This is a genomic window from Sphingomonas flavida, from assembly GCF_036663655.1.
In the GTDB taxonomy this organism is placed as follows: domain Bacteria; phylum Pseudomonadota; class Alphaproteobacteria; order Sphingomonadales; family Sphingomonadaceae; genus Sphingomonas.
In genome coordinates, this window is sequence record NZ_JAXOJH010000010.1 from 128,715 (window position 1) to 153,232 (window position 24,518).

Consider the following 24,518-nt stretch of genomic DNA (forward strand, 5'->3'; position numbering starts at 1 on the left):
CGATGGCCATGAACCTTCCCTCCCGATCCGGCCGGGGTCGCCGCGCACCGATGGCGGACATCAACGTCACGCCGCTGGTCGACGTGATGCTGGTGCTGCTGATCATCTTCATGGTGACCGCGCCGCTGCTGACCACGGGCGTGCCGGTGAACCTGCCCGACAGCCGCGCCAAGGCGCTGGACCAGGAGCAGAAGCCCGAACAGATCGCGATCGACGAACAGGGCCGTATGTTCCTGAACGATGACGAGATCACCGAAGGCGACCTGCCCGCCAAGCTGGACGCCATCGCGGCGCGTAAAGGTCCCGACGGACAGGTGCCGCAGGTCTATCTGCGTGCCGACCGGGCGCTCGACTATGGCCGGGTGATGCGGGTGATGGGCGAGCTGAACCGCGCGGGCCTGAACCGCGTGTCGCTGGTCACCGTCGAGGGCGGGCCAGCCCAGGGCGCGGGTCAGGGAGCGGGCACCCGCTGATGGAGCGTGGCGAGCGGACAGGACTGGCGATCGCGGTCGCGGGGCATCTGGTCCTGTTCGGCCTGTTGTCGGTCGGCTTTCTGGCGACGCCGAACCCGGAGAAGCTGAAGGTCACGCCGATCGACATCTCGCTGGTCAAGGACGTCGCGCTGGAGGCGGCGTCGCCGACACCCAACCAGCAGGCCGCCCAGTCGATCGCCCCCGAAGAAGGCACGCCCGAAGACGCCGCGCCGCCCGAGCCGGTGGAGGCCGAACCCGAGCTCCAACCCGCACCGCCGCCCCCGGCACCGCAGCCGAAACCGCAGCCCAGGCCCCAGCCGAAGCCCGAACCGGCCAAGCCCGAGCCGCGCCCGGAACCCAAGCCGCAACCCAAGCCCCAGCCGCGCCCGCAGCCCAAACCGGCGGAAAAGCCGCAACCCCGGCCGCAGCCGCCCAAGCCCCGGCCTGCCAAGCCGGCCCCCGCCAAACCGGCACCCGCCAAGCCTGCGCCTGCGAAACCCGCACCGGCCAAGCCCGCACCCGCCGCTCCCGCCAAGGCCAGCCAGGCGGCCAGGCCCTCGGCGACCAAGCCTGCCACGCCCGCGCGCGGCAGCGGCAACAGCGCACACGCGACCACGGCCAAGCCGCGCGGATCGCATCTGGGCGACAATTTCCTGAAGGGCCTGTCCGCTGATCCGTCGCCGTCCAGGTCCGAGGCCGCGCCCGCCGCCAGGATCGGCGCGCAGCAACTGGCCAACATCGCCTCGGCCATTTTGCGTCAGGTGCAGCCCTGCGCCAATCGCCAGGTCACGCCTGGCCCGGGGGCGGAGCGGATTCGGGTGACGATGAACCTGCGGCTGAACCGCGACGGCAGCCTGGCCGCCGAGCCGCGCGTGATGGGGCATAGCGGCGTCGACGGCGAGAATGATCGTTATGTTGACCGCGTCGACGCGCTGGCGATCGCCACCTTCAAGGGCTGCTCGCCGCTGCGCGGGCTGCCCAGCGACCTTTACGACGTACCGGGCGGCTGGAGCAATTTCACGCTGCGCTACAAACTTCCGGGTTGAGGATGATGCTTATGCCCCGTTCCCTGCTGACTCTTCCGCTCACCCTGGCCTTGGCCGCCAGCGCCGTCGGCGCGCAGGACGTACCCGCGCCCGCCCCGCAGGATCAGGCCGCCCCCCCCGCCGCGCAGCAGCCTGCCGCCCCGGCGGCGGCGGGCCAGGAAGGGCTGGTCGTCGATGTCGAGGGCGGCATTTCCGCGCCGATGCCGATCGCAATCCCCGCGATGCCGACCAGCGCGGTGGTGCAGACCCCGGCGGGCACGACAGACGTCGTCGGGCAGCAGCTGTCGCAGATCATCGCCAACGACCTGCGCAATTCGGGCCTGTTCACGCCGATCCCCCCGGCGCAGCTGCGCACCGTGTCCTTTCCGGAAGTGACCGCGCCCGCCTTCGACTATTGGAACGGCACCGGCGCGCAGGCGCTCGTCCAGGGCTATGTCCGCGCCAATGGCGACGGCACGCTGACCGTCGGCTGCTATCTGTACGATGTGCTGGCCAAGAGCGAACTGGCGCGGCAGGGCTTCGTCGTCTCGCCCGGCGACTGGCGGCGTGCGGCGCACAAATGCGCCGACACCATTTATACCAAGCTGACCGGCGAAGGCCCCTATTTCGACAGCCGCGTGACCTATGTTTCGGAGACGGGGCCGAAGGGGCGGCGCATCAAGCGGCTGGCGATCATGGACCAGGACGGGGCGAACCACCGCTTCCTGACCAACGGCCAGTCGATCGTGCTGACCCCGCGTTTCGCGCCGAACCAGCAGTCGATCGTCTATATGTCCTATGTCGACAAGCGGCCCGCCATCTATGTCTATGACATCGGATCGGGACGCCAGCGGCTGGTGGTGCAGAATGCCGCGACGACCTTCGCGCCGCGCTTCTCGCCCGATGGCCGCTGGATCCTGTTCTCGATGGCGCAAGGCGGCAATACCGATATCTATCGCGTGTCGGCGCAAGGGGGCACGCCACAGCGGCTGACCAACGCGCCCGGCATCGATACCGGCGGCAGCTATTCGCCCGATGGATCGAAGATCGTGTTCGAGAGCGACCGCTCGGGCGGGCAGCAAATCTATGTCATGAATGCGGACGGGTCGAACCAGCAGAGGATCAGCTTTGGCGGCGGTCGCTATGCGACCCCGGTCTGGAGCCCGCGCGGCGACCTGATCGCCTTCACCAAGCTGGGCGGGGCGTTCCGCATCGGCATCATGAACCCCTCGGGCGGCGGCGAAAAGCTGTTGACCAACAGCTGGCAGGACGAGGGGCCGAGCTGGTCCCCCAATGGCCGCGTCATCACCTTCCAGCGTTCGACGCAAGGGGCGTCGGGCAAGGCGGATGTGTGGATGGTCGACCTGACCGGCGTCAACGAGCGTCGCATTCCGACCCCGCTCGACGGATCGGACCCGGCCTGGGGGCCGCTGCGCCCATGAGCCCGCGTCCATAACGAACAACTGCGCAAGTTTCGGGGGCGAAACAAACCTAGAGGGAGTTGAGAGTCCGATGAACAAGATCAAGACCACGCTCGTAGTCGCCACCATGGCGCTTGCGATCGCCGGCTGCGCCAAGAAGCGGCCCGCCGTGCTGCCGCCCGCGCCGGTCGACCAGAATGCCGGTGTCGATCCCAATGCAGGGGCCAATACCGGCAATCCGGACGGCGCGATCGTCCCCGGCTCGGACGCCGATTTCCGCCGTTCGGTCACGTCGAACACCGTCCATTTCGGGCTCGATCAGTATGACATCGACCCCGAGGCGCGCGCGATCCTGGACAACCAGGCGCAGTGGCTGGCGCGCTATCCCAATGTCCGCATCACCATCGAGGGGCATTGCGACGAGCGCGGCACTCGCGAATACAACCTCGCGCTGGGCGATCGCCGGGCGAATGCGGCCAAGAACTATCTGGCCGCGCGCGGCGTGTCGGCGGACCGCATGAACGTCATCAGCTATGGCAAGGAACGCCCGATCGCGCTGGGTTCGGACGAGGCCAGCTATGCGCAGAACCGCCGTGCGGTGACCGTCGTCCTGAGCTGACCGGGTTTATCCTCCCCATTTCGGATGGGGAGGGGGGACGGCGTTCACGGTATGGGTGTGAGCGGCGTCGTCCGTCAGGGCGATCGGTGTGGGCACGCTGTTGCGTCCTTGCCCCTCCACCACCGCTTTGCGGCGGTCCCCCTCCCCAAGCAGAGCTTGGGGAGGAATGGGGTTGTCCCGGAACCGAATCCTGGACCCCCGTTCAGCCTGAGCGAAGTCGAAGGCCACGGGACAGGCCTTCGCCGTAAAGCGCCGGGCGTTTACGTTGCCTTCTTGGTACGAACGATTACCCCCGGAAGGCGCTGTTCAGCAGTTTCGCCAGCCGCAGGCCGCCGCGCTTCACCTGTTCGCGCTCGACCGGGGCCATTTCGCGAATCGCGGCTTCATCCATCTTCATATGCGCGGGCGTCGGCCGGCACGGGTCGCCCCCCATGGCGGCGGCATAGGCGCGCTTGGCGATGGCCCAGTTCTCGCGGCTCCAATCCGTCACGTCGCCCGCCGCCTCGCGCCGCTGTTCGGCGGCCGGGTAGGCGCGGACGAGCTTGGGCGGGGCGGAGATCGCCCGCTCGGCCAGCAGGCCGTCCCAGATCGAATGCAGGTTCAGGCGCGGCGTCGCGTACACGCCGTAATCGACATGGGTGTCGTTGCCGCCCTTGTCGCTCTTGTCCCCCGCATGCAGCGGCTGGTGCAGGTCGCCGACGAAATGGACGAGGAAGGCCAGCGCCATCACCCGCTCCTTCGCGCCCGCGCGCCTGTCCTTCAGGATGGCGAGCTGGCGAGGAATCTGCGCCGAGACGCAGTCGCCGGTGTCGCAGGCCGGGGGCAGGCGGAAGGGCTGACAGATGTCGATATTCTGATAGTGCCAGCTATAGGCATAGCCGAAGCGCGACTTGCCGTTTTCGTCCTTCAGCGGCTTCACGCAATCGGGCCAGACGCTGGCTTCCTCGATGGTGCGCACCGGGCAGGTCGGGGTGTCCAGCGTGGCTTGCGCCTTCAGGATCTGGCGAATCTGGCTCCGCGCCTGCGGCGTGATGTTGGCCCAGGCGATGGCCGCGACGGTCTCGTGGCCATATTCCCAATAGGCGGCGGCGGGGGAGGCGATGGCCAAGCTGGCGAACAGGCCCGCCAGCATCCCGGTGAGGATACGCAAGTGCTTCATGGGCCGCCTTTTATCCTTCGTCGGCGTAGATCGCCACCCGGTGTTCGCCGCCCGACGTGGCGCGGCCGCGATACATGCCCGCCGTCGTCATGCTCCAGGCGATGGTGCCGTCGGGTCCGGCGACGATGGTGCCGCCGGTGCCGCCCAAATCCCTTACCTCGGCGAGCACGGTGTCAGCGGCGGCCTGGAGCTCCGCGCCGGTGAAGCGGCGGCGGGCCGCGATCTCATGCCCGACGCCGACGCGGATGAAGACCTCGCCAGAGCCCGTGCACGACACCGCACAGGCGCGGTCGTCGGCAAAGGTCCCCGCCCCGATCAGCGGCGAGTCGCCGATCCGGCCCCAGCGCTTGCCGGTCACGCCCCCGGTCGATGTCGCGGCGGCGACATGGCCCTGCGCGTCACAGGCGACCGCGCCGACCGTGCCGTATTTCATGTCACTGTCGAAGGCATCGGCGCCCTGCGACAGCAGCTCGTCGAGCTGGCGGCGTCGTTCGTCGGTGTGGAACCAGGCGGGATCGACCTGCTCCAGCCCCTGTTCGACCGCGAATCGGTCCGCGCCCGCCCCGGCCAGCAGGACGTGGGGGCTCGCCTCCATGACGGCGCGGGCCAGCGACACCGGATTGCGGGTGCGCGTGGCCCCCGCGACCGATCCCGCCCGCCGCTCGCGCCCGTCCATGATCGCGGCGTCGAGCTCGTTGGTGCCGTCCCGCGTGAAGCACGCGCCGCGCCCCGCGTTGAAGTGCGGATCGTCCTCCAGCACGCGCACCGCGGCCTCGACCGCGTCCAGCGCGGTGCCGCCGTCGGCCAGTACGGCCGACCCGGCAGCCAGCGCGGCGTCGAGCGCGGCCCGCGCGCCCGCATCCTGTTCGGGGCTCAGCACCTCGCGGGTGATCCGGCCCGCGCCGCCATGGATGACCAGCGACCAGGATGGGGACATGGGCGAAACTCCAGCAGGGACAGGGAAATAGCCCCGCGCCCCTATCAGATCGCGGCCTGCCTGCCATCCCTCACGGTCGCAGGCCGATCAGCGGGCGCAGCCAGCGCACCTGCCGCCCCACGAGGTAGAAGGTCCAGCACCCCGCCACCGTCGCCGCGATCAAGATGACCGCGTCTAGCCATAGCGGCAGTGACAGGCCATGCAGCGCGAAGGCGACCAAGATGATGATCGTCTGGTGGATCAGGTAGAAGGGAAAGACCGCCTCGGTCAGGGTCGGTCGCCATGGGTGGTCGTGATTCCAGAACCGCTCCGCCACCCCGATCAGCGCGACGACCGCCATCCAGCCCTGCACCGCGCGTGCCCCGGCAAAGACGATGCCCAGCCCCGGCGGCGCGCCCGCCATGCCGGGCCAGCGCCACTCCAACCCGGCCGCGACCCCGTAGCTGGCCACCGCGATGGCGGCGGCGACCGGCCATCCCCGGCGGAAACTGTCCAGCACCCGCTCCGACCCGGCCATGCCGAAGCCGAACAGCAGCGCAGGCAGATAAATGGCATGGGCCAGCCAGTCGTCGAGCAGGCCGTGCGTCTCCGACTGGCCGGGAAACAGTCGGATATCGACCAGCAGCAGCCAGACGACCGGCAGCACCGCGCCGCCCCACCCGCCCAGCACCCGGTCGAAAGCCCTTTGCGCGGCGCTGGCCCAGCGCTGGCCCAGCGCCAGCATCGCCGCGATCGCCATGGTATAGACCCAGAGGTAACCGACGAACCAAAGGTGATTCCAGGCGGGCGTCGGCACCACCCCGCCGATCGCGCGAAAGCCCAGCCAGTCATGCAGCCAGAACGACAGGTAGGAGCCGCCATAGCCATATTTGCTCGCCAGCTCGGCCCAGATCTGCGGCGGCACCAGCACGCCGATGCCGAACAGCAGCGGCACCAGCAGGCGGATGCTGCGCCCGCGCGCGAAGCTGACGATCGTCGGGTGCCGCACCGCCAGCGCGCGGGTGGCATAGCCCGACACGACGAACAGAAGCATCAATCGCCAAGGATTGCTCGCCAGCATCGGGATCGCGACCCAGGGCAGGCTGGCCAGCTGGACGTGGAAGCCCCATGGCACGAAGACCATGCCGATATGGTACAGGATCAGGATGGCGAACGCCCCGACCCGCAACCAGTCGAGGCCGTAATGGCGGGGGATGGCGGTGGCGGCGGTCATACGGGCATCATGGGGTAATCTGGTATTCCGGGGCGACAGGTACAGCACTGACTTTGAACCGCAACGCCGTGCGCGTATATAAGGGCCCATGTCCATTCGTCCCTGGCGTGATATCGCCCGCCGCCAAAGCCGTCAGATCATGGTGGGCAACGTGCCCGTGGGCGGCGACGCCCCCGTCACCGTGCAGACCATGACCAACACGCCGACCAGCGATCCGGTCGCCACGCTGAACCAGATCCGGCGTTGCGAAGAGGCGGGGGCGGACATCATCCGCGTGTCGTGCCCCGACACCGATTCGACCGCCGCGCTGGCCAAGATCACCAAGGCGGCGCGGGTGCCGATCGTCGCGGACATCCATTTTCACTATAAGCGCGCGCTGGAAGCCGCCGATGCGGGCGCCGCGTGCCTACGCATCAATCCCGGCAATATCGGATCGTCTGCGCGCGTCGCCGAGGTCGTGCGCGCGGCCAAGGCCAATGGTTGCGCCATCCGCATCGGCGTGAATGCCGGGTCGTTGGAAAAGGACCTGCTCGAAAAATATGGCGAGCCCTGTCCCGAGGCGCTGGTCGAATCGGCGCTCGACCATATCAAGCTGCTCCAGGACCACGACTTCCACGAATATAAGGTCGCGGTGAAGGCGTCCGACGTCTTCCTGGCGGTCGCGGCCTATCAGGGGCTGGCCGAGGCGACCGACTGCCCGCTGCACCTAGGCATTACCGAGGCGGGCGGCCTGATCGGCGGGACGGTCAAGTCCTCGATCGGCATCGGTTCGCTCCTATGGTTCGGGATCGGCGACACGATCCGCGTCTCGCTCTCGGCCGAGCCCGAGGAAGAGGTGCGCGTCGGCTTCGAGATCCTTAAGGCGCTGGGCATCCGCAATCGCGGCGTGCGCGTCGTGTCCTGCCCGTCCTGCGCCCGCCAGGGCTTCGACGTGATCCGCACCGTGCAGGTGCTGGAGGAACGGCTCCAGCATATCCGCACGCCCATGTCGCTGTCGGTGCTGGGCTGCGTCGTGAACGGCCCCGGCGAAGCACGCGAGACCGATATCGGCGTGACCGGCGGCGGCAACGGCAAGCACATGGTCTATCTGTCGGGCCTGACCGATCACACGGTCGAGGATGCCGACATGGTCGAACATATCGTCAAGCTGGTCGAGGCCAAGGCCGCCGAACTGGATGCCGCCGACGTCGCCAAGGCGGCGATCGCGGCGGAGTAAACCGGTCTTGTCCCGCCCCCGATCGGGGTTTAGCATCGCGCTAACATCCTGATCGGGGAGGATAAAGATGATAATGTTGACGATGGCGCTGCTGCTGATGCAGGGCCCAGGGGCGGCGGTCGCCGCCGCGCCGCCCAGGCCGGTGGCGGACAAGAAGATCTGTCGCCGTGCGCCGGAAACGGGCTCGATCCTGCCCACCCGCATCTGCCACTCGGCGGAGGAGTGGAAGCAGCTCGACAAGGTCAACCAGGACAATGCGCTCGATACGCTGCGCCGTCGCGGCACCGGTATGTGCGACGGTCCCTGTCGATAGGGCCGCTTGCACGGCCGCGCGGTGGTACATTACCAGACGGGCATGACCGTCATCCGTATCGCCGCCGCCCTGATCGAAGACGGCGCGGGCCGCATCCTGCTGGTCCGCAAGGCGGGAACGGCGTTCTTCATGCAGGCGGGCGGCAAGATCGAGCCGGGCGAAACCCCCGCCGCCGCGCTGCTCCGCGAATTGGAGGAGGAAATCGGCCTGACCGTCGCGGAGGGTGACCTGCACCCGATCGGCCGCTTCTCGGCGGCGGCGGCCAATGAGCCAGGGCACAGCGTCGACGCCACGGTCTTTCGCTTGCGCGTCGACCACTCGCCGGTCGCCGCGGCCGAGATCGCGGAGGCCATCTGGGTCGATGCCGGTTCGGTCGACGCGATGCCGATCGCGCCATTGCTTCGCGATCATATTCTGCCATGGTGGCGGGGCGGAGCGGGCAGGGGGTGATGACATGCGGTGGATTGCGGTGATCATGGCGAGCGCGCTGGCCTTGACCGGCTGTGCGACGACCGGGACGGGCAAGCCGTTGCTGACCAAGCGTGCGTTTCACCGGATCGCCAGGACCTGCGGGGTCACGCCGACCATGTTCGCCATGTCACGCAGCGGCCTGCCCTATGTCCGGTTCCTGTACCGGGATGCGGCCCAGCAAAGCGATGTCCGGGCGGCGCCCAGCGTGGAGTGCGTAGGCGCGGCGCTGAACGCGTATCGCTACCAGTATTACGGCCCGGACGCCGATCCGCCGCGCCCCGACGCCTGATTACAGCCGCAGCCCCAGCCGCACCCCCGCGCCCACATCCGGCGCGCCCTTGCTGACCCCGGCACTGCCCTGCACACCCAGCGACAGGCGCTGCGACAGCGCGGTGTCGAGCCCCGCGCCGATATCCTGCCGATCGGCGACCTGATCGCTGGCTCGTGAGGCGTAGCTGTACGAGACGCTGACCTCGCTGGCCTTGCCGATGCCGAGCGCCAGACCGCCGCGCGCGCTGGTAACGTCGCGCAAGGCATAGCCGTCGGGCTGTCCGACAAAGCTGTGGCCGACCGCCGCGAAGGGGGTGACCTTGCCCGGCACCGCAGCTTCGGCGAAGATCGAATAGTCCGCCTTGCCCGTGCCCAGCCCGCGCGCGGCCGAGGCGGTGGGCAGCTTGGCACTGCCGGTCAGTGCCAGCGCCAGGTGATGGCGGCGCGGCGGGATCAACTGGACGGAGGCGCCGACCACCGCATCGCCCAGCCCGCTGCGCCGGACGCGGGTGGCGGGCCTGGTGGGATCGACTAGGATCGGCAGGCCCAGCGGTCCGCCCGGCGCCACGACATTGCCCGGTGCATCGACCTGCAAATAGGGAAGGGCGGCAAAGACCGTCACCCGCTTGCGCTTGGCGCGCAACGTCGCGGTCGAGCTGGCGCTGCGCACCTGCTGCCCGGTGCCGTAGGTGCCCGAAGCATAGTCCCCACCGACCGAAGCGGTCACCTGCGCGCCAGCGGGGGTAGCGGCCAACATGGCCAGACCGGCGGCAACGATCAGCGTCTTCATACCCTTTTGTCCCTTTGATGTCCGTTTCGACAGGGCAACGGATGCGGGGCGGGGTTTAATCCCGGCGAAATATTCCTGCCCTTCGCGGACCTTCTGGCGAAAGGGGCAGGCTCCCCCAAAACCAGCGACCACCCCGGCGAAGGCCGGGGTCCAGCTGGGAAGCGATGCGCGTTACTCACCCTCGTCCAGCAACTGGACCCCGGCCTTCGCCGGGGTGGGAAGGAATGAATTTCATAGAGGACGTTTTCGAACGGGAGGGGGCAGCGAGGCTGGTGAAGGGGTGTCATCGGTCGTGACGTTTGACCACCTATCAGGCCGGGACACCCCGCCGTCAGGCCTTCGGTCTGCCACCTCCCCTTGCAGGGGAGGAATGGAGTTCTCGCCTTTCCCTCCCACCCCCGGTATCGCCATGGCATGAGCGCGCGCACGTCCCCCGTCATCGCCTTTGGCGCGGCTGCGCTGGGCATCGCGATCTATTCGGTGATGGATACGCTGATGAAGCGGCTGTCGATCGACAGCGGCGCCTATAGTGCGGTCCTGTGGCGGTCCTGGGTCGGTGTCGCGATCACGGGGGCACTGTTCCTGGCCAAGCGTGGGCGCTGGCCGGGGCGCGAGGCGCTGACCCTGCATGTCGCGCGCGGGGCGACCGGGGGAGCGTCGGTGCTGTTGTTCTTCTGGGGGCTGGCGCGGGTGCCGATGGCGCAGAGCATCGCGCTGACCTTTCTTGCGCCGCTGATCGCGTTGTTTCTGGCCGCCTTCGCACTGGGCGAGACGATCCGGCGCGCCGCGATCCTGGGCTCGTTGATCGCGGGGCTTGGCGTGCTGGTGATCGCGGGCGGCGAGGTGCAGGCGCAGGCCTCGACACAGGTGGTGCTGGGCTCGATCGCGATACTGGTCGCCTCGATCCTCTATGCGGTCAGCCTGGTGCTGCTCCGGCGGCAGGCGCAGGTCGCGGGACCGGCTGAGGTGGCGCTGTTCACCATGCTGGTGATCGCGGTGCTGATGACCCCGGCCGCGCCCTTTGCCGCCGGCTGGCCCGCGTCGCACCAATGGCCCAGCATCGTGGTCGCCGCGCTGCTGGGCAGCCTGTCGGCGCTGCTGCTGGCCTGGGCCTATGCGCGGGCCGAAGCGCAGATCCTCGCGCCGGTCGAATATACCGCTTTCGTCTGGGCGGCGTGCCTGGGCTATGCGGTGTTCGGCGAGCATGTGTCGCCGTTCACGCTGGTCGGGGCGGCACTGATCATCGGCGGGTGCGTGGTGGCGGTGCGCCAGCCGGGACCGGGGCCGCAGAGCGAGGCAGGACTATGACCATCATCCGCGCGGCCATGCCCGCCGACACCGCCATCATCCTGGGTTTCGTCCGCGAACTCGCCGCGTTCGAGCGCGAACCCGATGCGGTCGTCGCCACCGAGCCGATGCTGGCCGAGGCGCTGTTCGGCCCGCGCCCGGCGGCGGAAGCGGTGATCGCCGAGCGCGACGGTGTACCGATCGGCTTTGCGCTGTTCTTCGCCAATTTCTCGACCTGGACCGGGCGGCAGGGGCTGTATCTGGAGGATCTCTACGTCACGCCGTCCGCACGCGGCGGCGGGGTGGGCAAGGCGTTGCTGATCCATTTGGCGGGTATCGCACGCGACCGGGGCTGGGCGCGGTTCGAATGGTCGGTACTCGACTGGAACATGCCCGCGGTGGAATTCTATCGCGCGATGGGGGCGCAGCCGATGAAGGAATGGACCGTGCAGCGGGTGTCGGGAGAGGCTTTGGCGCGGTTGGCGGGGCGGTAGGGGATGGTTCGCGCGGAGGCGCGGAAGGTACTGTCTCTCTTACCAATTCGGTTTTGCGGGATGGCGTTAGTTACAAGCGAGACACCTCCGCGTTCTCCGCGCCTCCGCGCGAACCAACCTTCTTTCTTGCGCACATTTCCCCACCCCGCGTTCAGCCTGAGCGTAGTCGAAGGCCAAGGGGTGACTTCTCCTCAGGCTCCGGGATAGCCCTCCCCCAGCCCAGTTTCAGGTAAACGATGCCCCGCATCGTTTAGGTCATGCCGGGGGCATGGCCGACCTGAAACTCGCCTGCGGGAGGGGCGTAAGAAGGGGGAAGCTTTCCGGTCGGGAGGGGGGCACAAAAAAACGCCCCGGTGCGCGGGGCACCGGGGCGTTCCTCAAACCGAAACCCTATGGGTTCAGGCGCGGCCGGGCACGTCGTGGTCGTGCGGCTCTTGACCCTTGGCCTTGGCGTCTTCGTAGCGCGTGATCGCTTCCTCGACGATGCGGCGGGCTTCGTCGCGGTCGCCCCAGGTGCCGATACGCACCCACTTCTTCTTCTCCAGATCCTTGTAGTGGGTGAAGAAGTGCTCGATCTGCTGGAACACGATTTCGGGCAGGTCGTCGCGGCCGCCGACGTTCGAATAATAGGGGAAGGTCGAGTCGACCGGCACGCAGACCAGCTTCTCGTCGCCGCCGGCTTCGTCTTCCAGATTCAGGACGGCGATCGGACGGGCGCGCACGACGCAGCCCGGGATGAACGGCGTGCGCGACACGACCAGCGCGTCGAGCGGGTCGCCGTCGGGCGACAGCGTGTGCGGCACGAAGCCGTAATTGGCCGGGTAGCGCATCGGCGTGTGCAGGATGCGGTCGACGAACAGCGCGCCGCTGGCCTTGTCGAATTCATACTTCACGGGCTCGCCGCCGGTGGGCACTTCGATCACGACGTTGATGTCATCGGGCGGGCTCTTGCCGACGGGGATAAGGTCGATGCGCATCGAAACGGTCTTTCTTGCCTAGGTACCGGAAGAGTTCCGGTGGAAAAACAATGGCGGGCGCGATAGCGCAACCCGCCATGGCCTGTCGATAGATGTCGGTCAGTCCGACCTTAGCGCGCCGTGAGCAGTCGATCGAGTCCGGTTTCTCCGGTGCCGACCTTTTGCAGGCGCGGATAGCGCGGACCGCCGGTATAGTTGAGCGTCACGTCGCGGAACTGATCCTGGTTCTTTATCACCAGCTTGACCGGCTTGGCCGGATCCTTGGCGGCCAGGATCGCGGCCTTCAGGCGATCGCCGGTATAGCTTTCGCCGTTCACCGCCTGGATTTGCGTGCCGACATCGATGCCCGCCTTGAACGCGGGACTGTCCCAAATTGAACTGGTCACCTCCCCGCTGTTCGACACCGACATGCCCAGCGAATAATTGACGTTGGTGCTGCCCTTTTCGCCCTGCTTGAAGGTCGCGGTCGGCGTGTCGGTATAGACCAGCTTGTAGCCGTTCATGGCAAAGCCCTCGATCGGGGCAGGCTTGCCCGTCTCGGTGATGCGCTGGCGCAGGAAAGCGGCCCAGTCATAGGGGACGATACCGTTGAGCGTCTTGGCGACGTCGTCGAAGGTGTAGGTCACCTCGCCCCAGTCGCCGTCGCGGATGCCGAAAAAGGCCTTGGCGAAATCGTCGATCGACTTGGTGCCGTTCGACTTCTGGCGGAGCATCGCGTCGACCTCCATCCAGACCATCAGGCCCTCGTTGTAATAATCCTCCGACCGCTGCCAGCTGGTCCAGCCCTTGGGCTTGCGCGACGAGATGATGGGGTCGTTGGTGGTGTCTACCAGGTCGCGCCACTGCCGCGCGGGTGCGGTGTCGTAGATGGCGAGGATCGAGGCGTACTGGTCCAGCGTGTCCTGCTTCGACACCAGGCCCGACCGCGCCTGGAGCACATAGCCCCAGAACTGCGTCTGCCCCTCATAGACCCAGAGCAGCGAGTTGCGCATCGGCGTGCGATAATCCGGCGTCCACAGGTCCGCGCCGCGCCGGAACTTGCCATCCCAGCTGTGCGTGAACTCGTGCGGCAACAGGTTGCGGCGACCCGGTCCGGCATCCCATTCGGTGAAATAGCCCGGCGTCACGCCGTTTTCGGACGAGCGGTGATGCTCAAGGCCGATGCCGCCCAGCTGGTCGCTGATCGACAGCAGGAACTCGTACTTGTCGTAATGCTGCGCACCGAAGGCCTTGACCGCCTGGTCGACCAGGCGGCTGTGCGCGGCGATCTGCTCGGGCTTGGCGTTCAGCTCGGCGGCGTTGTCGGCAAAGACGTTCAGGTTCACGCGCGGGGTCAGCGGGAAGACCTTGCCGTACTTGCCTGCCAGCACCGGCGAATCGACCAGGATCTCATAGTTGGTCGTGTCATAGGTATAGGTCGAACCCGATGCCTTGGACGGCACCGCGCCCGCCGCCGTCCAGCCGGCCGGGAAGATCGCGGTCATCTGGATCGGGATCTGGCGGGTATAGTAACCGGCCGGATAGAGGCTCAGCGAATTGGGCTGGAGCGAGATCATCGTCGGGGTGACGGCGATACGGCCCTGGTCGGGCTTGGTCGCCGACAGGAACTGGAACTCCAGGTCCAACTGCCTGGCGCCCGACGGCACATCGATATGGAAGGCGAAGACGTCGACCGGATCGCGCGTCCAGGGCAGGATGCGGCCATTGGCCTTGATGACCAGGCCCGCCAGCTTCTCGATCTCGCCGCGCGGGGAGTGGGCGCCAGGCAGCCATTTCGGGAAGAGCAGCGCCATCGGCCCGGCCTTGGCGACGGGGATCGTCTCCTTCACGCGGAAGATGCCGCGTTCGGTATCCGTCGCGTCGACGACCAGCTTGATCGTGCCCGGATAGGGGGTGTCGACCGCATCGGGAATGGTGTTGACGAAGGGGGCCTGTGCGGCGGGGGCCGAATTGCCCGCCGGGACCTGCGCGATCGCCGCTGCGGTGGAGGCGAGCAGCGAGGCGACGAATACGGAACGAAGCGCGGAACGGATCATGGATAGCCTTTTGCGGCGAAAGGAGATGCGGGCAGGTTAGGCACCCGATAGGCCAGTCGTCCAGACCCTTTCGGGAGCGGCCTTACCCGGACCCGCCGCCCAGCACGTTCACCGTGAAGGCGATGACGCCCAGGTTGAAGATGAACGCCGCCAGGCACTGGCCCGTCACCACCCGCCGCATCCGGCGCGACGCGATCGACACGTCCGACGTCTGGAAGGTCATGCCCAGCGTCACCGAGAAATACAGGAAGTCCCAGTAATCGGGCTCGGCCGTATCGGGGAATTGCAGGCCCCCCGCATCGCCCTTGTCCCCGGCGCTGTAGAACAGGTGCGCGTAATGCAGCGCATAGACGATGTTCGAGAACAGCCAGGCCAGGATCAGCGTGCCGACGACCAGCGCGATGGTCACGACGCTGCTCCGCCCGCGCAACTCGCCCCCGACCGCGACCAGCACGACGAAGAGGACGATCCCGCAAAATACCAGCAGGACGGCGCGGTTGGCGTCGTTCTTGGCCGCCCGAGCGCGCATCTTCGCGGCCTGCCCCTGTCGTAACAACGGGACGAGCGAGGCGATGAAGAGGAGGGCGGCGGCATCGAAGCCGCCAAGGATTCCGCGTGTCATCCCGAACAAGGAGCAAAGCCCGACAATCGCGGCGATCAGGATCAGCGCGAACGCCAGGAATCGCGGCGGCGCGACGCGTTCGCCGATACGGGTTTGCAGGCGCTGCCAGCGGGAGATGGTCATGGGCGGGGGTGTACGCTGGCCGGGGCGGGCTTGGCTATGGAGCGCCGCCAGCTTCGAACGAAACGATCATTGCTGCGATACGGCATGCGGTGTATTATAAATGTGCAACAGCAAGGGGGCTCGACGGATATGACGAACATGGAACTGGATGAGCGGATGGCGCGGCTCGAACGGCGCTATCGTATCGCGGTCGTTGCCGCCGTCATCGGTTCGATATGCGGAATCGTCGGGCTTATCGGTGCGGCGGGCAGCGGTGCCGTTGCGGCGTCGGGCCCATCAAATCCCCCGGTCCAGGACGTGCTGACCGTTCGCGAATTGAACGTCGTCGATCCAAACGGCATCACCCGCGTCAAGATCGGATCGCCGCTTCCCCATGCCGTCGTCAACGGCAAGCAGAATACGTCACGCGGCGGGCGGCCCGAGGACACCATGTCGGGCATTCTGTTGTTCGACGCCGAGGGGCAGGAGCGTAGCGGCTATGCCACCGTCGATCACGGTTATTCCAACGTGCTGCTGACCCTGGATGACAAGACCCGTCAGCATGCGATGTTCATCGCGGAGCCCACGGGCGCGACGACGCTGCGTCTGTTCAATGCCGACACCAAGGACCGGGTGGACGTCGGCATCAACAAGGACGGTCCCTCCATCTCGATGATCCGGCGCGGCAAGGAAATCTATCGATTCCCGACGGATCAATGATCCAGCAGCCAAGGCGCGCCGCGGGCGAACGCCACGTCCCAGGCCAACTGGTCATGCCCCGCGACCAGCGTGTCCGCCACCGTGTCGCGCATGTTGAGCAGATAGTCCGGTGCGAACAGGCCCGCTGCTCCAAAGAGCCGCGTCCGGCTCAGCGTTGCTGCAACCTGTGATCGCACTCTAGCGCAGCGGCGCTCGCTACCTTAGATAGCGCCACCTCTATGGCACGGATCGAAACCCCCAAGCGCGTGCGCGGCACGCAGGACATCTTCGGTGAGGAGCAGCGCCGCTTTGCGCAGGTGCTGGCCACGTTCGAGCATGTCCATGGCCTCTATGCTTTCCAGCGGCTCGACCTGCCCGTGTTCGAGGACACGCAGGTCTTTGCCCGCTCGATCGGCGAGACGACCGATGTCGTGTCGAAGGAGATGTACACCTTCCCCGATCGCGGCGGCGACCTGTTGACCCTGCGGCCCGAGTTCACTGCCGGGATCGCGCGCGCGTACCTGACCGAGGGGTGGCAGCAATATGCGCCGCTCAAGCTTGCGACGTCGGGTGCGGTGTTCCGCTATGAGCGCCCGCAAAAGGGCCGCTATCGCCAGTTTCACCAGATCGATGCGGAGATCCTGGGCGCGGCCGAACCGGCGGCGGATGTCGAGTTGCTAGTGATGGCCGACCAGTTGCTGCGCGAACTGGGGATCGCCGAGGGCGTGACGCTGCAGCTCAACACGCTGGGCGATGCGGAGACGCGCGATGCGTGGCGCGACGCGCTGGTCGCGCATTTCGAGGCGCATCGAGGTGAGCTGTCCGAGGACAGCCTGGTGCGGCTGGAGAAGAACCCGCTGCGCATCCTCGATTCGAAGGATCCGCGCGACCGGCCGATCGCCGATGCGGCGCCGGATATCGACGCCTATCTGACGCCCGAGGCGCGCGCCTTTTTCGAGGCGGTGACGGCGGGGCTGGACGCGGCGGGGGTCGCCTGGACGCGCAATGCGCGGCTGGTGCGTGGCCTTGATTATTATCGCCACACCGCGTTCGAGTTCGTGACCGACCGGCTGGGCTCGCAGGGGACCGTGCTGGCGGGCGGGCGCTATGACGGGCTGATCGAATCGCTGGGCGGTCCCGCCACGGCGGGCGTGGGCTGGGCGGCCGGGGTCGAGCGGCTGGCGATGCTGCTCGACGAACCGGCCAAGCCGACGATCGACGCGGTCGTGGTGCCGATGGGCGCGGCGGCGGAGTTGCGCGCGACCGGGCTGGTGGCGGAACTGCGCCGCGCGGACGTCGCCACCGACATGGCGTTTCGCGGCAACATGAAGCGTCGCATGGCCAAGGCGAACGACCAGGGTGCGCGTTATGCGTTGATCCTGGGCGATGACGAGCTCGCGAACGGCGAGGTGCAGGTCAAGGCGCTGACGACCGGCGAACAGGCGAAGGTCTTGCTCGACACGGTGGCGCAGAGCCTGTCCGACCTGTTGTTCGAGGACGAGATCGCCGAGGATCATGGCGAACGGCTTCCTCCCTTGGTGCAGCGTCTGACCGCGCGATGAAGACCATCTCCGCCGAGCGCATCGCGCAGATCGAGGCGCGACGCGACGAACTCCAGGCGATGATGGCGACGGGCGAGTTGCCCTCGGACCGCTTCGTCGCGGTGTCGAAGGAATATGCCGAGCTTGAGCCGGTCGCCAACGCCGCCGCCGAGGTTCGCCGGTTGCGGCAGGAGGCCGACAGCCTGGCGTTCATGACGCAGGACGGCGACGACGAGCTGCGCGAGCTGGCGGCGGAGGAGCTTCACGCCAACCGCAATGCGCTGGCCGAGGCGGATCGCCACCTGGCGCTGGCGCTGCTGCCCCGCGATGCCGCCGACGAGCGTGCCGCGATGCTCGAAATCCGCGCCGGGACCGGCGGAGACGAGGCGGCGTTGTTCGCGGGCGACCTGTTCCGCATGTACCAGCGCTATGCCGAGCGGCAGGGCTGGCGGGTCGAGCTGATCTCCGCCTCGGTGCCCGACACCGGCGGCTATAAGGAAGTCGTCGCCTCGGTCGCGGGCGCGGGCGTCTTCGCCAAGCTGAAGTTCGAATCGGGCGTCCACCGGGTCCAGCGCGTGCCGGTCACCGAATCGGGCGGACGCATCCACACTTCGGCGGCGACCGTGGCGGTGCTGCCCGAAGCGGAGGAGGTTGACCTCCAGATCGACGACAAGGACCTGCGCATCGACATCTATCGCTCGTCGGGCGCGGGCGGGCAGCACGTCAACACCACCGACTCGGCGATCCGCATCACCCATATCCCGACTGGGCTGGTCGTGATCCAGCAGGACGAACGCTCGCAGCACAAGAACCGCGCCAAGGCGATGAAGGTGCTGCGCACCCGCCTGTACGAGGCCGAGCGCGAGCGACTGGCCGCCGAGCGCGCGGGCACGCGGCGGTCGATGGTCGGATCGGGCGATCGTTCCGAGCGCATCCGGACGTACAATTTCCCGCAGGGCCGCGTGACCGATCACCGTATCAACCTGACCCTCCACCGGCTGCCGGAGATTCTGGAGGGCGAGCTGGACGAACTGATCGGCGCGCTGCTGGCCGAGGATGAAGCCGAACGGCTGGCTGCCCTTGATGGTTGAGGGGGCTTCAACCCCAACCGCCAAGACGTACCACCCCGGCGAAGGCCGGGGGCCAGTCGCGACTGCTGTCGAGGCGCGCTGGGACCTTCACCCAATAGGCGGCCGTATCTGGACCCCGGCCTTCGCCGGGGTGGTAGGGGTGGCATAGTGGACGCCCGCACCGCGCTGGCCGAGGCCGCCGCGCGTTTCACCTTCTCCCCGACCGCCCGGCTCGATGCCGAACTGCTGCTCGCCCATGCGCTGGGTATCGATCGCAACGCGCTGCTGCTCGATCTGACCCGGCCCGTTCCCGACGGCTTCTGGCCGCTGGTCGAACGCCGTGCCGCGCAGGAGCCCGTAGCCTATATCACCGGCACGCGCGGCTTCTGGACGCTGGACCTGATGGTCGGCCCTGGCGCGCTGGTGCCGCGCGTGGACAGCGAGACGCTGGTCGATGCGGCGCTCCGGCACTTCAGGGGGCGTCCCCCCGCCACCCTGCTCGATCTGGGCACCGGGCCGGGCACGCTGCTGCTCGCGCTGCTCGATGAATGGCGGGATACCAAGGGCCTGGGTGTCGACCGTTCCCCGCAAGCCCTGCAATATGCCGTCGCCAACGCCGCGGCCTGCGGAATGGCCGACCGGGCGCGGTTCGTGCTGGGCGACTGGGCAGCGGCGCTGACGGGGCCGTTCGACTGCATCGTCACCAATCCGCCCTATATCGGCACGGCCGAGCCGCTTTCGCCTGAAGTGCGCGACTACGAGCCCGGATCGGCGCTCTTTGCCGGGCCCGACGGGCTGGACGATTATCGCCTGCTCGCCCCCGAACTGCGCCGCTTGCTCGCCCCCGGCGGGGCGGCGGTGGTCGAGATCGGGTATGAACAGGCCGAGGCGGTGACGGCTTTGCTGGCGGATCAAGGCTTTGCCGTGACCCTGCACCGCGACCTTGGCGGGCGGCCCCGCGCCCTGCTGGCGCATTGAACAATCGCGACGATGCCCTATATTTCACTTGAACGACCCGGCCCGGACCCGCTAGAGCGGGGGCAGGGGCACGCGAACATTCGGCACTCCCAACGTTATTCGGGGCACCGTATTCGGGGTCGTCTGATTTCGGGCCGATGCCCATACCCTTCGTCATGCAGTCGCTGCTGTCCGGCGGCCGTGGCAGCGCCCGAATTCGGGCGCGACAGCTTCGCATCGCGCGAATCGCGCGCGGTGCCGGGAAAAGTGGACCTTGTTGGTTTGACGACTAAGGACGAACAGCTTGATCAATAATCGGCAGGCCGGCCGCCGTCGCGGTCGTGGCGGCAACAACAATGGTGGGCAGCGTCCGGGTGGCAATCCCGGCCGCCCCGACAATGGCAATCGCATCGACAATCGCGCGCGCGGCAACGCCAGCCAGCTGTACGAGAAGTACAAGAATCTGGCGACCGAGGCGCAGCGCCAGGGCGACCGGGTCAACACCGAGTATTACTGGCAGTTCGCCGATCACTATTTCCGGGTGCTGAGCGAAACCCGCTCGCGCTTCGAGGAGCAGAACCAGCGCCGCCAGCCGCAGGAATCGCGCGAAGACCAGTATGACGACGGCTTCGACAACGACGCCGACGATTATGGTGACGAGGGCGATCCGATCCGTCCGGGCGAACAGCAGGGCGAGGTCGAACAGCCGCGTCGTGAGCGGCAGCCCCGTGAGAATCAGGGCCGCGACAACCAGCAGCGGGAAAACCAGCCGCGCGAAACCTATGCGCGCGACAATCAGCAGCGCGAAGAGCGTCCCCGTCGCGACCGCGACGACCGCCCGCGCCGCGAACCGCGCGAGGATCGCCGCCCGATGCGGGCCGAACAGCCCGTCATGGCCGAGGAAGCGCAGCCGGTCGTGACCGCTCCCGCCATGACCCCCGAGGTCGCGGCAGCACCGCAGGCCGAGGAGGAGGCACCCCGCCGTCGCGGTCGCCCGCGTCGCGAGCGTCCTGCCGAGGACGTGGTGGAATCGACCGGCTTCGACGCCGATCGCCTGCCGCCCGCGCTGAGCGCCGCGCCGGAAGCGGAAACGGCGGCGGAAGAAAAGCCCCGTCGTCGGCGCATCCGCGCCGCTGCGCCGGTGGAGCCGGAGGCGGCGGCGGGCTGATCGCCCTTCACGCTTTCGATCGATAAAGGACCGGCCTCCGCGACATTTGCGGGGGCCGGTTTTTTATGGCCGCCGGTCGACATCCTCGTCATGCCCGGTGCCCGAGCTGAGGAAGACCAGCCCCATCAGCGCACCGGTCAGCATCACCATGCCGCCGATCCCGCCAATCACCCCCAGCATCGTCACCGCGTTCAGCGGGCCATAGATTCGGGCCAGCGCGATCATCGCCACCGCCACCGCGATGGCGGCGGCCAACGTCATCCACGCCATCATCACCCGGAACCGCGCCCAGGCAAAGGCCGCCTGTTCAGGATCGTCGAGGCCGGGTGGGGGAGGGCTCATGCCCGGACTATGGGTGGCGCGAGCCTGCTCGGCAAGCCGCTACGGATCAGGCCGACGAGGCCGCGCTCTGCCCCGGCCGTTTCGCCCACATCGCCTGCACGATCGCATTGATCTCCAGCCGGACGGGGTGGCGCAGCGTGTAAATGACCGCCAGCCATGCGAGCACGCCCGCAATGGCGCTGAGGCTCAGCAGGGCGAATCCCACCGCTTCGGGCGACGCGACCCAGCGATAGACGGCGAGCAATGGGGCCACCGTGGCCAGCGCGGCGATCAGACCCTGCGCATAGATGCTCAACATATTCCGCCATGCAAAGCCGGTCAGCCGTTGCAGCAACCCGGCATAGATGACGAACCACAAGATGCCATAGCCGACCCGCGACGCGGCGGCCGCCTCCAGCCCGAGCATCGCGCCCAGCAGCAGCAATCCGATCGATGCCGCCGTATCCAGCAGGTTGAGGAAGACGAGCTGGCGGATCCGGCCCAGCAGGATGGGCAGCTCGACATGCAGCGGCAGCGCCGACATGAAGACCTGTCCGATGGCGATCCAGGCGAGCAGCGGTGCGACCCCGGCCCAGCGCGCGCCGTAGAGCATCAGCACGATCGGCGTCGCGGCGGCGGCCAGGAACGCCATGGCGGGCCAGGTCGCCGCGCTATAGGCCGCGACGACCCGCTGATAGGGCGCGGCCAGATCGGCCTCCTCGTCGCGCAACCGTGCGAAGGCGGGATAGAACACGCCGTCGACCGCGCCGCTGACCAGCATCTGCAATTGCGCCGCCAGGCTGGAGGCACGGCTGAACAAGCCGACGGCGGTCAGCGTCAGGATACGCCCGATGACCAGGTCCGGGCTGCGCGTGCCGATTGCCCCGCTGATATGCAGCAACGAACTGTTCGACCCGAAGCGCAGGATCGGGCCGACACCCTTCAGGCGCGGCGGGAAGGGAGGGCGGATGCCCGATCGCCACTGACCGATCAGCGCGCGGGCGCCCTGCTGGGCGACCGCTGCCCAGGCGAGCGCGAACGCCGAATATCCCGCCCAGGCCAGACCGAGCGAAAAGACCGCATTGACGATCGCGGCGCCGACATTGACCTGGAACAGCGACTGATAATCCATCCGCCGCTGCAACATGGCACTGGGCACGATGCCGAACGGCACGACCAGATAGGATCCGGCAATGATGACGAGCAGCGGGGTCAGCCGCGCATTGCCGTAGAATTGGGCGACCGGCCAGGCGAGCGCCAGGATCAGCAGGCCGATGCCCAGCGCGAATATCAGCGATACCGAGAAGCACGTCTCGATCTGCGCCTCGCTCAAATGGCGTTCGCCCGCGACGAACCGGCTGATGCCGAAATCCTGCAGCACCGACACCATCATCGCGGCGGACAGTGCGATCGAATACAGCCCCATTTCCGGCGGGGTCAGGAAGTAGCGCGAGATGATGACGCTGACCACGAACTGGACGGCAAAGGCGATATATTGCGCGCCGATCGACCACAGCGCGGCCCCCCGTACCGAAGAGGACGTCATCGCCGGACCGCGTCGCAGGCCAGGGTGCGTGCGAGCCGCCAGGCCGCGACGGGCCTGCCGCTCCGCGCCAGCCGGGCCACCGCGCGCCACAGCCCCGGTACCCGCTGCCCCCCCACCCGCTGTCCGGCATGGCCGCGCGTCTCCGCCAGATGCGCGGCGATCAGCGGCAGGCCGTCACCCGCCAGCGAAGCGGGATCGAACAGGATGCCGCGCGTCACCTCGGCGCGGATCGCCTGCGCGGTGCCGGGGCGGTCGAATGCGGCGTCGAGCGCGTCGATCGGCGGCAGAACCTGCCAGGCATCGGTCGGATCTGGCCGCCCCGCCAGCCGCTCGGCCCGTGCCAGCCGCGCGACCGCCGCGCCATAATGCTGCGCCATGACGTAACGATTGGACACCTGGGTCGGCGAATAACGATAATAGAGCAGCCGATCGGGCAGATTGGCCATATGGGTCCGCTCCGCCAGCCGCAGCCACAGGTCGTAATCCTCACAATGGCGATAGGCCGCGCGATAGCCGCCGACCGCACGCACCAGATCTCTGCGCATCATGACCGAGGGATGGCACAGGAGCGGGCCATCCTCGAGCGCAGCGATGACCGCGTCCGGCGTGATCGGATGATCGATCGTCCAGTCGCGACGCAGGTCACCGGTCTCGGTAATGCCGAAGACGCGGGTGCCCAATACGCCATGATCGGGATGCGCCTCCAGAAAGGCGATCTGCTGCGCAAAGCGATCGGGGTGGGCGATGTCGTCGCCATCCATGCGTGCGACATAGGGGGCGCGTGCCTCGGCGATGATGCGGTTCAGGCTGGGGATCAGCCCCTGGTTGCTCTGATGGATCACCCGGACGCGCGGATCGGACGCCGCATATCGGTCGAGGATCGCAGGGGACGCATCCGACGAACCGTCATTGACCGCCAGCAGTTCGAAGTCGGTGAAGCTCTGCGCCAGGATGCTGTCCAGCGCGAGCGCCAGATAGGCCGCATTGTTATAGACGCTCAGGGCGACGGTGATGCGAGGCGATGTCATGGTCGTATCGCACGGTTCCTAAACGCAACGGCTAAACATGCCCTTAAACGAGGCGCCGTGACGGCGCTAATCCTGAATGGCGGAAAGGTTCCGATCCCGAGACACTGGAAGGCCATATGCAACATCCCGAAAAATAACCGTTTTTCGATTTTTACAGAAAAATGGCATTTTTTGTGTTGACCGGTCCGGGACCTCGGCCTAGAGGGGTTTCACCGCAGCGGTGGTCGCAACGACTGACCGGTGCAGCTACGACAGACTGGCGCGCTGGAAGCCCTGGGAACGGGGTGGTAAGGTGTTGCCGGTGATTTGTTGTCGGCTCTTTGACATTGTGATTTAGATGAAGGGACATGCGGGCGGCGGCTTGGCGGTTACTCACGCATTCAAGGTGCGTTGGGGATCGTTAAAAGCAATAAGCCAGTTCGTATGTCTCGTTACATATCCACTTGAATATGTGATGTGCAGGAATTGGCTCCTTGAAGTGAGCGGTTTTTGGCTGGTCATTCCACCGGCTAAGAATCGAGCATCAAACTTGAGAGTTTGATCCTGGCTCAGAACGAACGCTGGCGGCATGCCTAACACATGCAAGTCGAACGAAGGCTTTGGCCTTAGTGGCGCACGGGTGCGTAACGCGTGGGAATCTGCCCTCAGGTTCGGAATAACAGCTGGAAACGGCTGCTAATACCGGATGATATCGCGAGATCAAAGATTTATCGCCTGAGGATGAGCCCGCGTTGGATTAGGTAGTTGGTGGGGTAAAGGCCTA

26 protein-coding genes and 1 rRNA gene are annotated in these 24,518 nt (G+C 67.3%); 16 read left to right on the forward strand and 11 right to left on the reverse strand.

Translation table 11 applies throughout. The features are described from left to right. The first annotated feature begins 2 nt into the window (after nucleotides 1-2). The 4 genes from tolR (at nucleotide 3) to pal (ending at nucleotide 3,538) form a co-directional block, all read left to right on the forward strand. Nucleotides 3-473, forward strand: coding sequence for a protein TolR (gene tolR, locus U1703_RS12745; RefSeq protein ID WP_332785988.1), 471 nt, complete (start codon nucleotides 3-5; stop codon nucleotides 471-473). After that, on the forward strand, nucleotides 473-1,519 hold the full coding sequence (gene tolA, locus U1703_RS12750) for a cell envelope integrity protein TolA (RefSeq protein WP_332785989.1): 1,047 nt from the start codon (nucleotides 473-475) through the stop codon (nucleotides 1,517-1,519). Before tolR ends, tolA begins: the two co-directional genes overlap by 1 nt. A gap of 11 nt (nucleotides 1,520-1,530) precedes the next feature. Further along, the gene (gene tolB, locus U1703_RS12755; RefSeq protein ID WP_332785990.1) at nucleotides 1,531-2,940 is read left to right on the forward strand and encodes a Tol-Pal system beta propeller repeat protein TolB; all 1,410 of its coding nucleotides are present in this window, start codon (nucleotides 1,531-1,533) and stop codon (nucleotides 2,938-2,940) included. A 70-nt stretch (nucleotides 2,941-3,010) separates the two neighbouring features. Next, nucleotides 3,011-3,538 (forward strand): peptidoglycan-associated lipoprotein Pal, encoded by a 528-nt coding sequence (pal, locus tag U1703_RS12760; protein ID WP_320453642.1) that lies wholly within the window; start codon nucleotides 3,011-3,013, stop codon nucleotides 3,536-3,538. A gap of 286 nt (nucleotides 3,539-3,824) precedes the next feature. Here the strand turns inward: pal and U1703_RS12765 are convergent, their stop codons facing one another. From U1703_RS12765 to U1703_RS12775, 3 genes are all read right to left on the reverse strand, one after another. Further along, complete coding sequence (locus U1703_RS12765; RefSeq protein WP_332785991.1) at nucleotides 3,825-4,697, reverse strand: S1/P1 nuclease; 873 nt, start codon at nucleotides 4,695-4,697, stop codon at nucleotides 3,825-3,827. 10 nt (nucleotides 4,698-4,707) lie between these two features. After that, nucleotides 4,708-5,634: an isoaspartyl peptidase/L-asparaginase family protein gene (locus U1703_RS12770; protein ID WP_332785992.1), complete on the reverse strand. Its 927-nt coding sequence runs from the start codon at nucleotides 5,632-5,634 to the stop codon at nucleotides 4,708-4,710. A gap of 70 nt (nucleotides 5,635-5,704) precedes the next feature. Beyond that, a complete protein-coding gene (locus U1703_RS12775; RefSeq protein WP_332785993.1) occupies nucleotides 5,705-6,847 on the reverse strand; it encodes an acyltransferase family protein in 1,143 nt (380 codons plus the stop codon). 88 nt (nucleotides 6,848-6,935) lie between these two features. Here U1703_RS12775 and ispG point away from each other — a divergent pair, with 88 nt between their 5' ends. The 4 genes from ispG to U1703_RS12795 all read left to right on the forward strand — a co-directional run bounded on the left by ispG (nucleotide 6,936) and on the right by U1703_RS12795 (nucleotide 9,136). Then, nucleotides 6,936-8,063, forward strand: a complete 1,128-nt coding sequence (ispG, locus tag U1703_RS12780) for a flavodoxin-dependent (E)-4-hydroxy-3-methylbut-2-enyl-diphosphate synthase (protein WP_320453646.1) — start codon at nucleotides 6,936-6,938, stop codon at nucleotides 8,061-8,063. A 67-nt stretch (nucleotides 8,064-8,130) separates the two neighbouring features. Further along, complete coding sequence (locus tag U1703_RS12785; protein ID WP_332785994.1) at nucleotides 8,131-8,376, forward strand: hypothetical protein; 246 nt, start codon at nucleotides 8,131-8,133, stop codon at nucleotides 8,374-8,376. A 42-nt stretch (nucleotides 8,377-8,418) separates the two neighbouring features. Next, nucleotides 8,419-8,826, forward strand: coding sequence for an NUDIX hydrolase (locus U1703_RS12790; protein WP_332785995.1), 408 nt, complete (start codon nucleotides 8,419-8,421; stop codon nucleotides 8,824-8,826). Between the two features lie 4 nt (nucleotides 8,827-8,830). Continuing rightward, the gene (locus U1703_RS12795; protein WP_332785996.1) at nucleotides 8,831-9,136 is read left to right on the forward strand and encodes a hypothetical protein; all 306 of its coding nucleotides are present in this window, start codon (nucleotides 8,831-8,833) and stop codon (nucleotides 9,134-9,136) included. Here U1703_RS12795 and U1703_RS12800 read toward each other — a convergent pair whose 3' ends face one another. Continuing rightward, complete coding sequence (locus tag U1703_RS12800; protein ID WP_332785997.1) at nucleotides 9,137-9,907, reverse strand: transporter; 771 nt, start codon at nucleotides 9,905-9,907, stop codon at nucleotides 9,137-9,139. A 414-nt stretch (nucleotides 9,908-10,321) separates the two neighbouring features. Between U1703_RS12800 and U1703_RS12805 the strand changes: the two genes are divergently transcribed. Continuing rightward, nucleotides 10,322-11,215, forward strand: coding sequence for a DMT family transporter (locus U1703_RS12805; protein WP_332785998.1), 894 nt, complete (start codon nucleotides 10,322-10,324; stop codon nucleotides 11,213-11,215). Further along, nucleotides 11,212-11,688 carry a GNAT family N-acetyltransferase gene (locus U1703_RS12810; protein ID WP_332785999.1) on the forward strand — a complete coding sequence of 159 codons (477 nt, stop codon included), beginning with the start codon at nucleotides 11,212-11,214 and terminating at the stop codon, nucleotides 11,686-11,688. Before U1703_RS12805 ends, U1703_RS12810 begins: the two co-directional genes overlap by 4 nt. A 398-nt stretch (nucleotides 11,689-12,086) precedes the next feature. Here U1703_RS12810 and ppa read toward each other — a convergent pair whose 3' ends face one another. The 3 genes from ppa to U1703_RS12825 all read right to left on the reverse strand — a co-directional run bounded on the left by ppa (nucleotide 12,087) and on the right by U1703_RS12825 (nucleotide 15,446). Further along, nucleotides 12,087-12,665, reverse strand: coding sequence for an inorganic diphosphatase (gene ppa, locus U1703_RS12815; RefSeq protein WP_332786000.1), 579 nt, complete (start codon nucleotides 12,663-12,665; stop codon nucleotides 12,087-12,089). Between the two features lie 110 nt (nucleotides 12,666-12,775). Next, nucleotides 12,776-14,701 (reverse strand): M61 family metallopeptidase, encoded by a 1,926-nt coding sequence (locus U1703_RS12820; RefSeq protein WP_332786001.1) that lies wholly within the window; start codon nucleotides 14,699-14,701, stop codon nucleotides 12,776-12,778. Between the two features lie 82 nt (nucleotides 14,702-14,783). Beyond that, entirely contained in the window at nucleotides 14,784-15,446 is a 663-nt protein-coding gene (locus tag U1703_RS12825) for a DUF1345 domain-containing protein (protein WP_332786002.1), read from the reverse strand. Nucleotides 15,447-15,575: 129 nt separating this feature from the next. Between U1703_RS12825 and U1703_RS12830 the strand changes: the two genes are divergently transcribed. Continuing rightward, nucleotides 15,576-16,145: a hypothetical protein gene (locus U1703_RS12830; protein ID WP_332786003.1), complete on the forward strand. Its 570-nt coding sequence runs from the start codon at nucleotides 15,576-15,578 to the stop codon at nucleotides 16,143-16,145. Here U1703_RS12830 and U1703_RS12835 read toward each other — a convergent pair. Then, nucleotides 16,139-16,321 (reverse strand): hypothetical protein, encoded by a 183-nt coding sequence (locus U1703_RS12835; RefSeq protein WP_332786004.1) that lies wholly within the window; start codon nucleotides 16,319-16,321, stop codon nucleotides 16,139-16,141. The two genes, U1703_RS12830 and U1703_RS12835, sit on opposite strands and share 7 nt — an antisense overlap. A gap of 42 nt (nucleotides 16,322-16,363) precedes the next feature. Between U1703_RS12835 and hisS the strand changes: the two genes are divergently transcribed. The 4 genes from hisS to U1703_RS12855 all read left to right on the forward strand — a co-directional run bounded on the left by hisS (nucleotide 16,364) and on the right by U1703_RS12855 (nucleotide 20,860). Next, nucleotides 16,364-17,686, forward strand: a complete 1,323-nt coding sequence (hisS, locus tag U1703_RS12840; protein ID WP_332786005.1) for a histidine--tRNA ligase — start codon at nucleotides 16,364-16,366, stop codon at nucleotides 17,684-17,686. Beyond that, the gene (gene prfA / locus U1703_RS12845; protein WP_320453660.1) at nucleotides 17,683-18,756 is read left to right on the forward strand and encodes a peptide chain release factor 1; all 1,074 of its coding nucleotides are present in this window, start codon (nucleotides 17,683-17,685) and stop codon (nucleotides 18,754-18,756) included. The genes hisS and prfA overlap by 4 nt, the downstream gene beginning before the upstream one ends. A 147-nt stretch (nucleotides 18,757-18,903) precedes the next feature. Then, nucleotides 18,904-19,713 (forward strand): peptide chain release factor N(5)-glutamine methyltransferase, encoded by an 810-nt coding sequence (prmC, locus tag U1703_RS12850; RefSeq protein WP_332786006.1) that lies wholly within the window; start codon nucleotides 18,904-18,906, stop codon nucleotides 19,711-19,713. A gap of 283 nt (nucleotides 19,714-19,996) precedes the next feature. Beyond that, entirely contained in the window at nucleotides 19,997-20,860 is an 864-nt protein-coding gene (locus U1703_RS12855) for a DUF4167 domain-containing protein (protein WP_320453662.1), read from the forward strand. 63 nt (nucleotides 20,861-20,923) lie between these two features. Here U1703_RS12855 and U1703_RS12860 read toward each other — a convergent pair whose 3' ends face one another. From U1703_RS12860 to U1703_RS12870, 3 genes are read right to left on the reverse strand one after another with little or no spacing between them, the layout of a single operon-like run. Then, on the reverse strand, nucleotides 20,924-21,202 hold the full coding sequence (locus tag U1703_RS12860; protein WP_332786007.1) for a hypothetical protein: 279 nt from the start codon (nucleotides 21,200-21,202) through the stop codon (nucleotides 20,924-20,926). Between the two features lie 46 nt (nucleotides 21,203-21,248). Continuing rightward, a complete protein-coding gene (locus U1703_RS12865) occupies nucleotides 21,249-22,727 on the reverse strand; it encodes an oligosaccharide flippase family protein (protein WP_332786008.1) in 1,479 nt (492 codons plus the stop codon). Then, nucleotides 22,724-23,755, reverse strand: a complete 1,032-nt coding sequence (locus U1703_RS12870) for a glycosyltransferase family 2 protein (RefSeq protein WP_332786009.1) — start codon at nucleotides 23,753-23,755, stop codon at nucleotides 22,724-22,726. The genes U1703_RS12865 and U1703_RS12870 overlap by 4 nt, the downstream gene beginning before the upstream one ends. Nucleotides 23,756-24,280: 525 nt before the next feature. Here U1703_RS12870 and U1703_RS12875 point away from each other — a divergent pair. Continuing rightward, nucleotides 24,281-24,518: ribosomal RNA gene (locus U1703_RS12875) — 16S ribosomal RNA — on the forward strand; the annotation flags it as partial.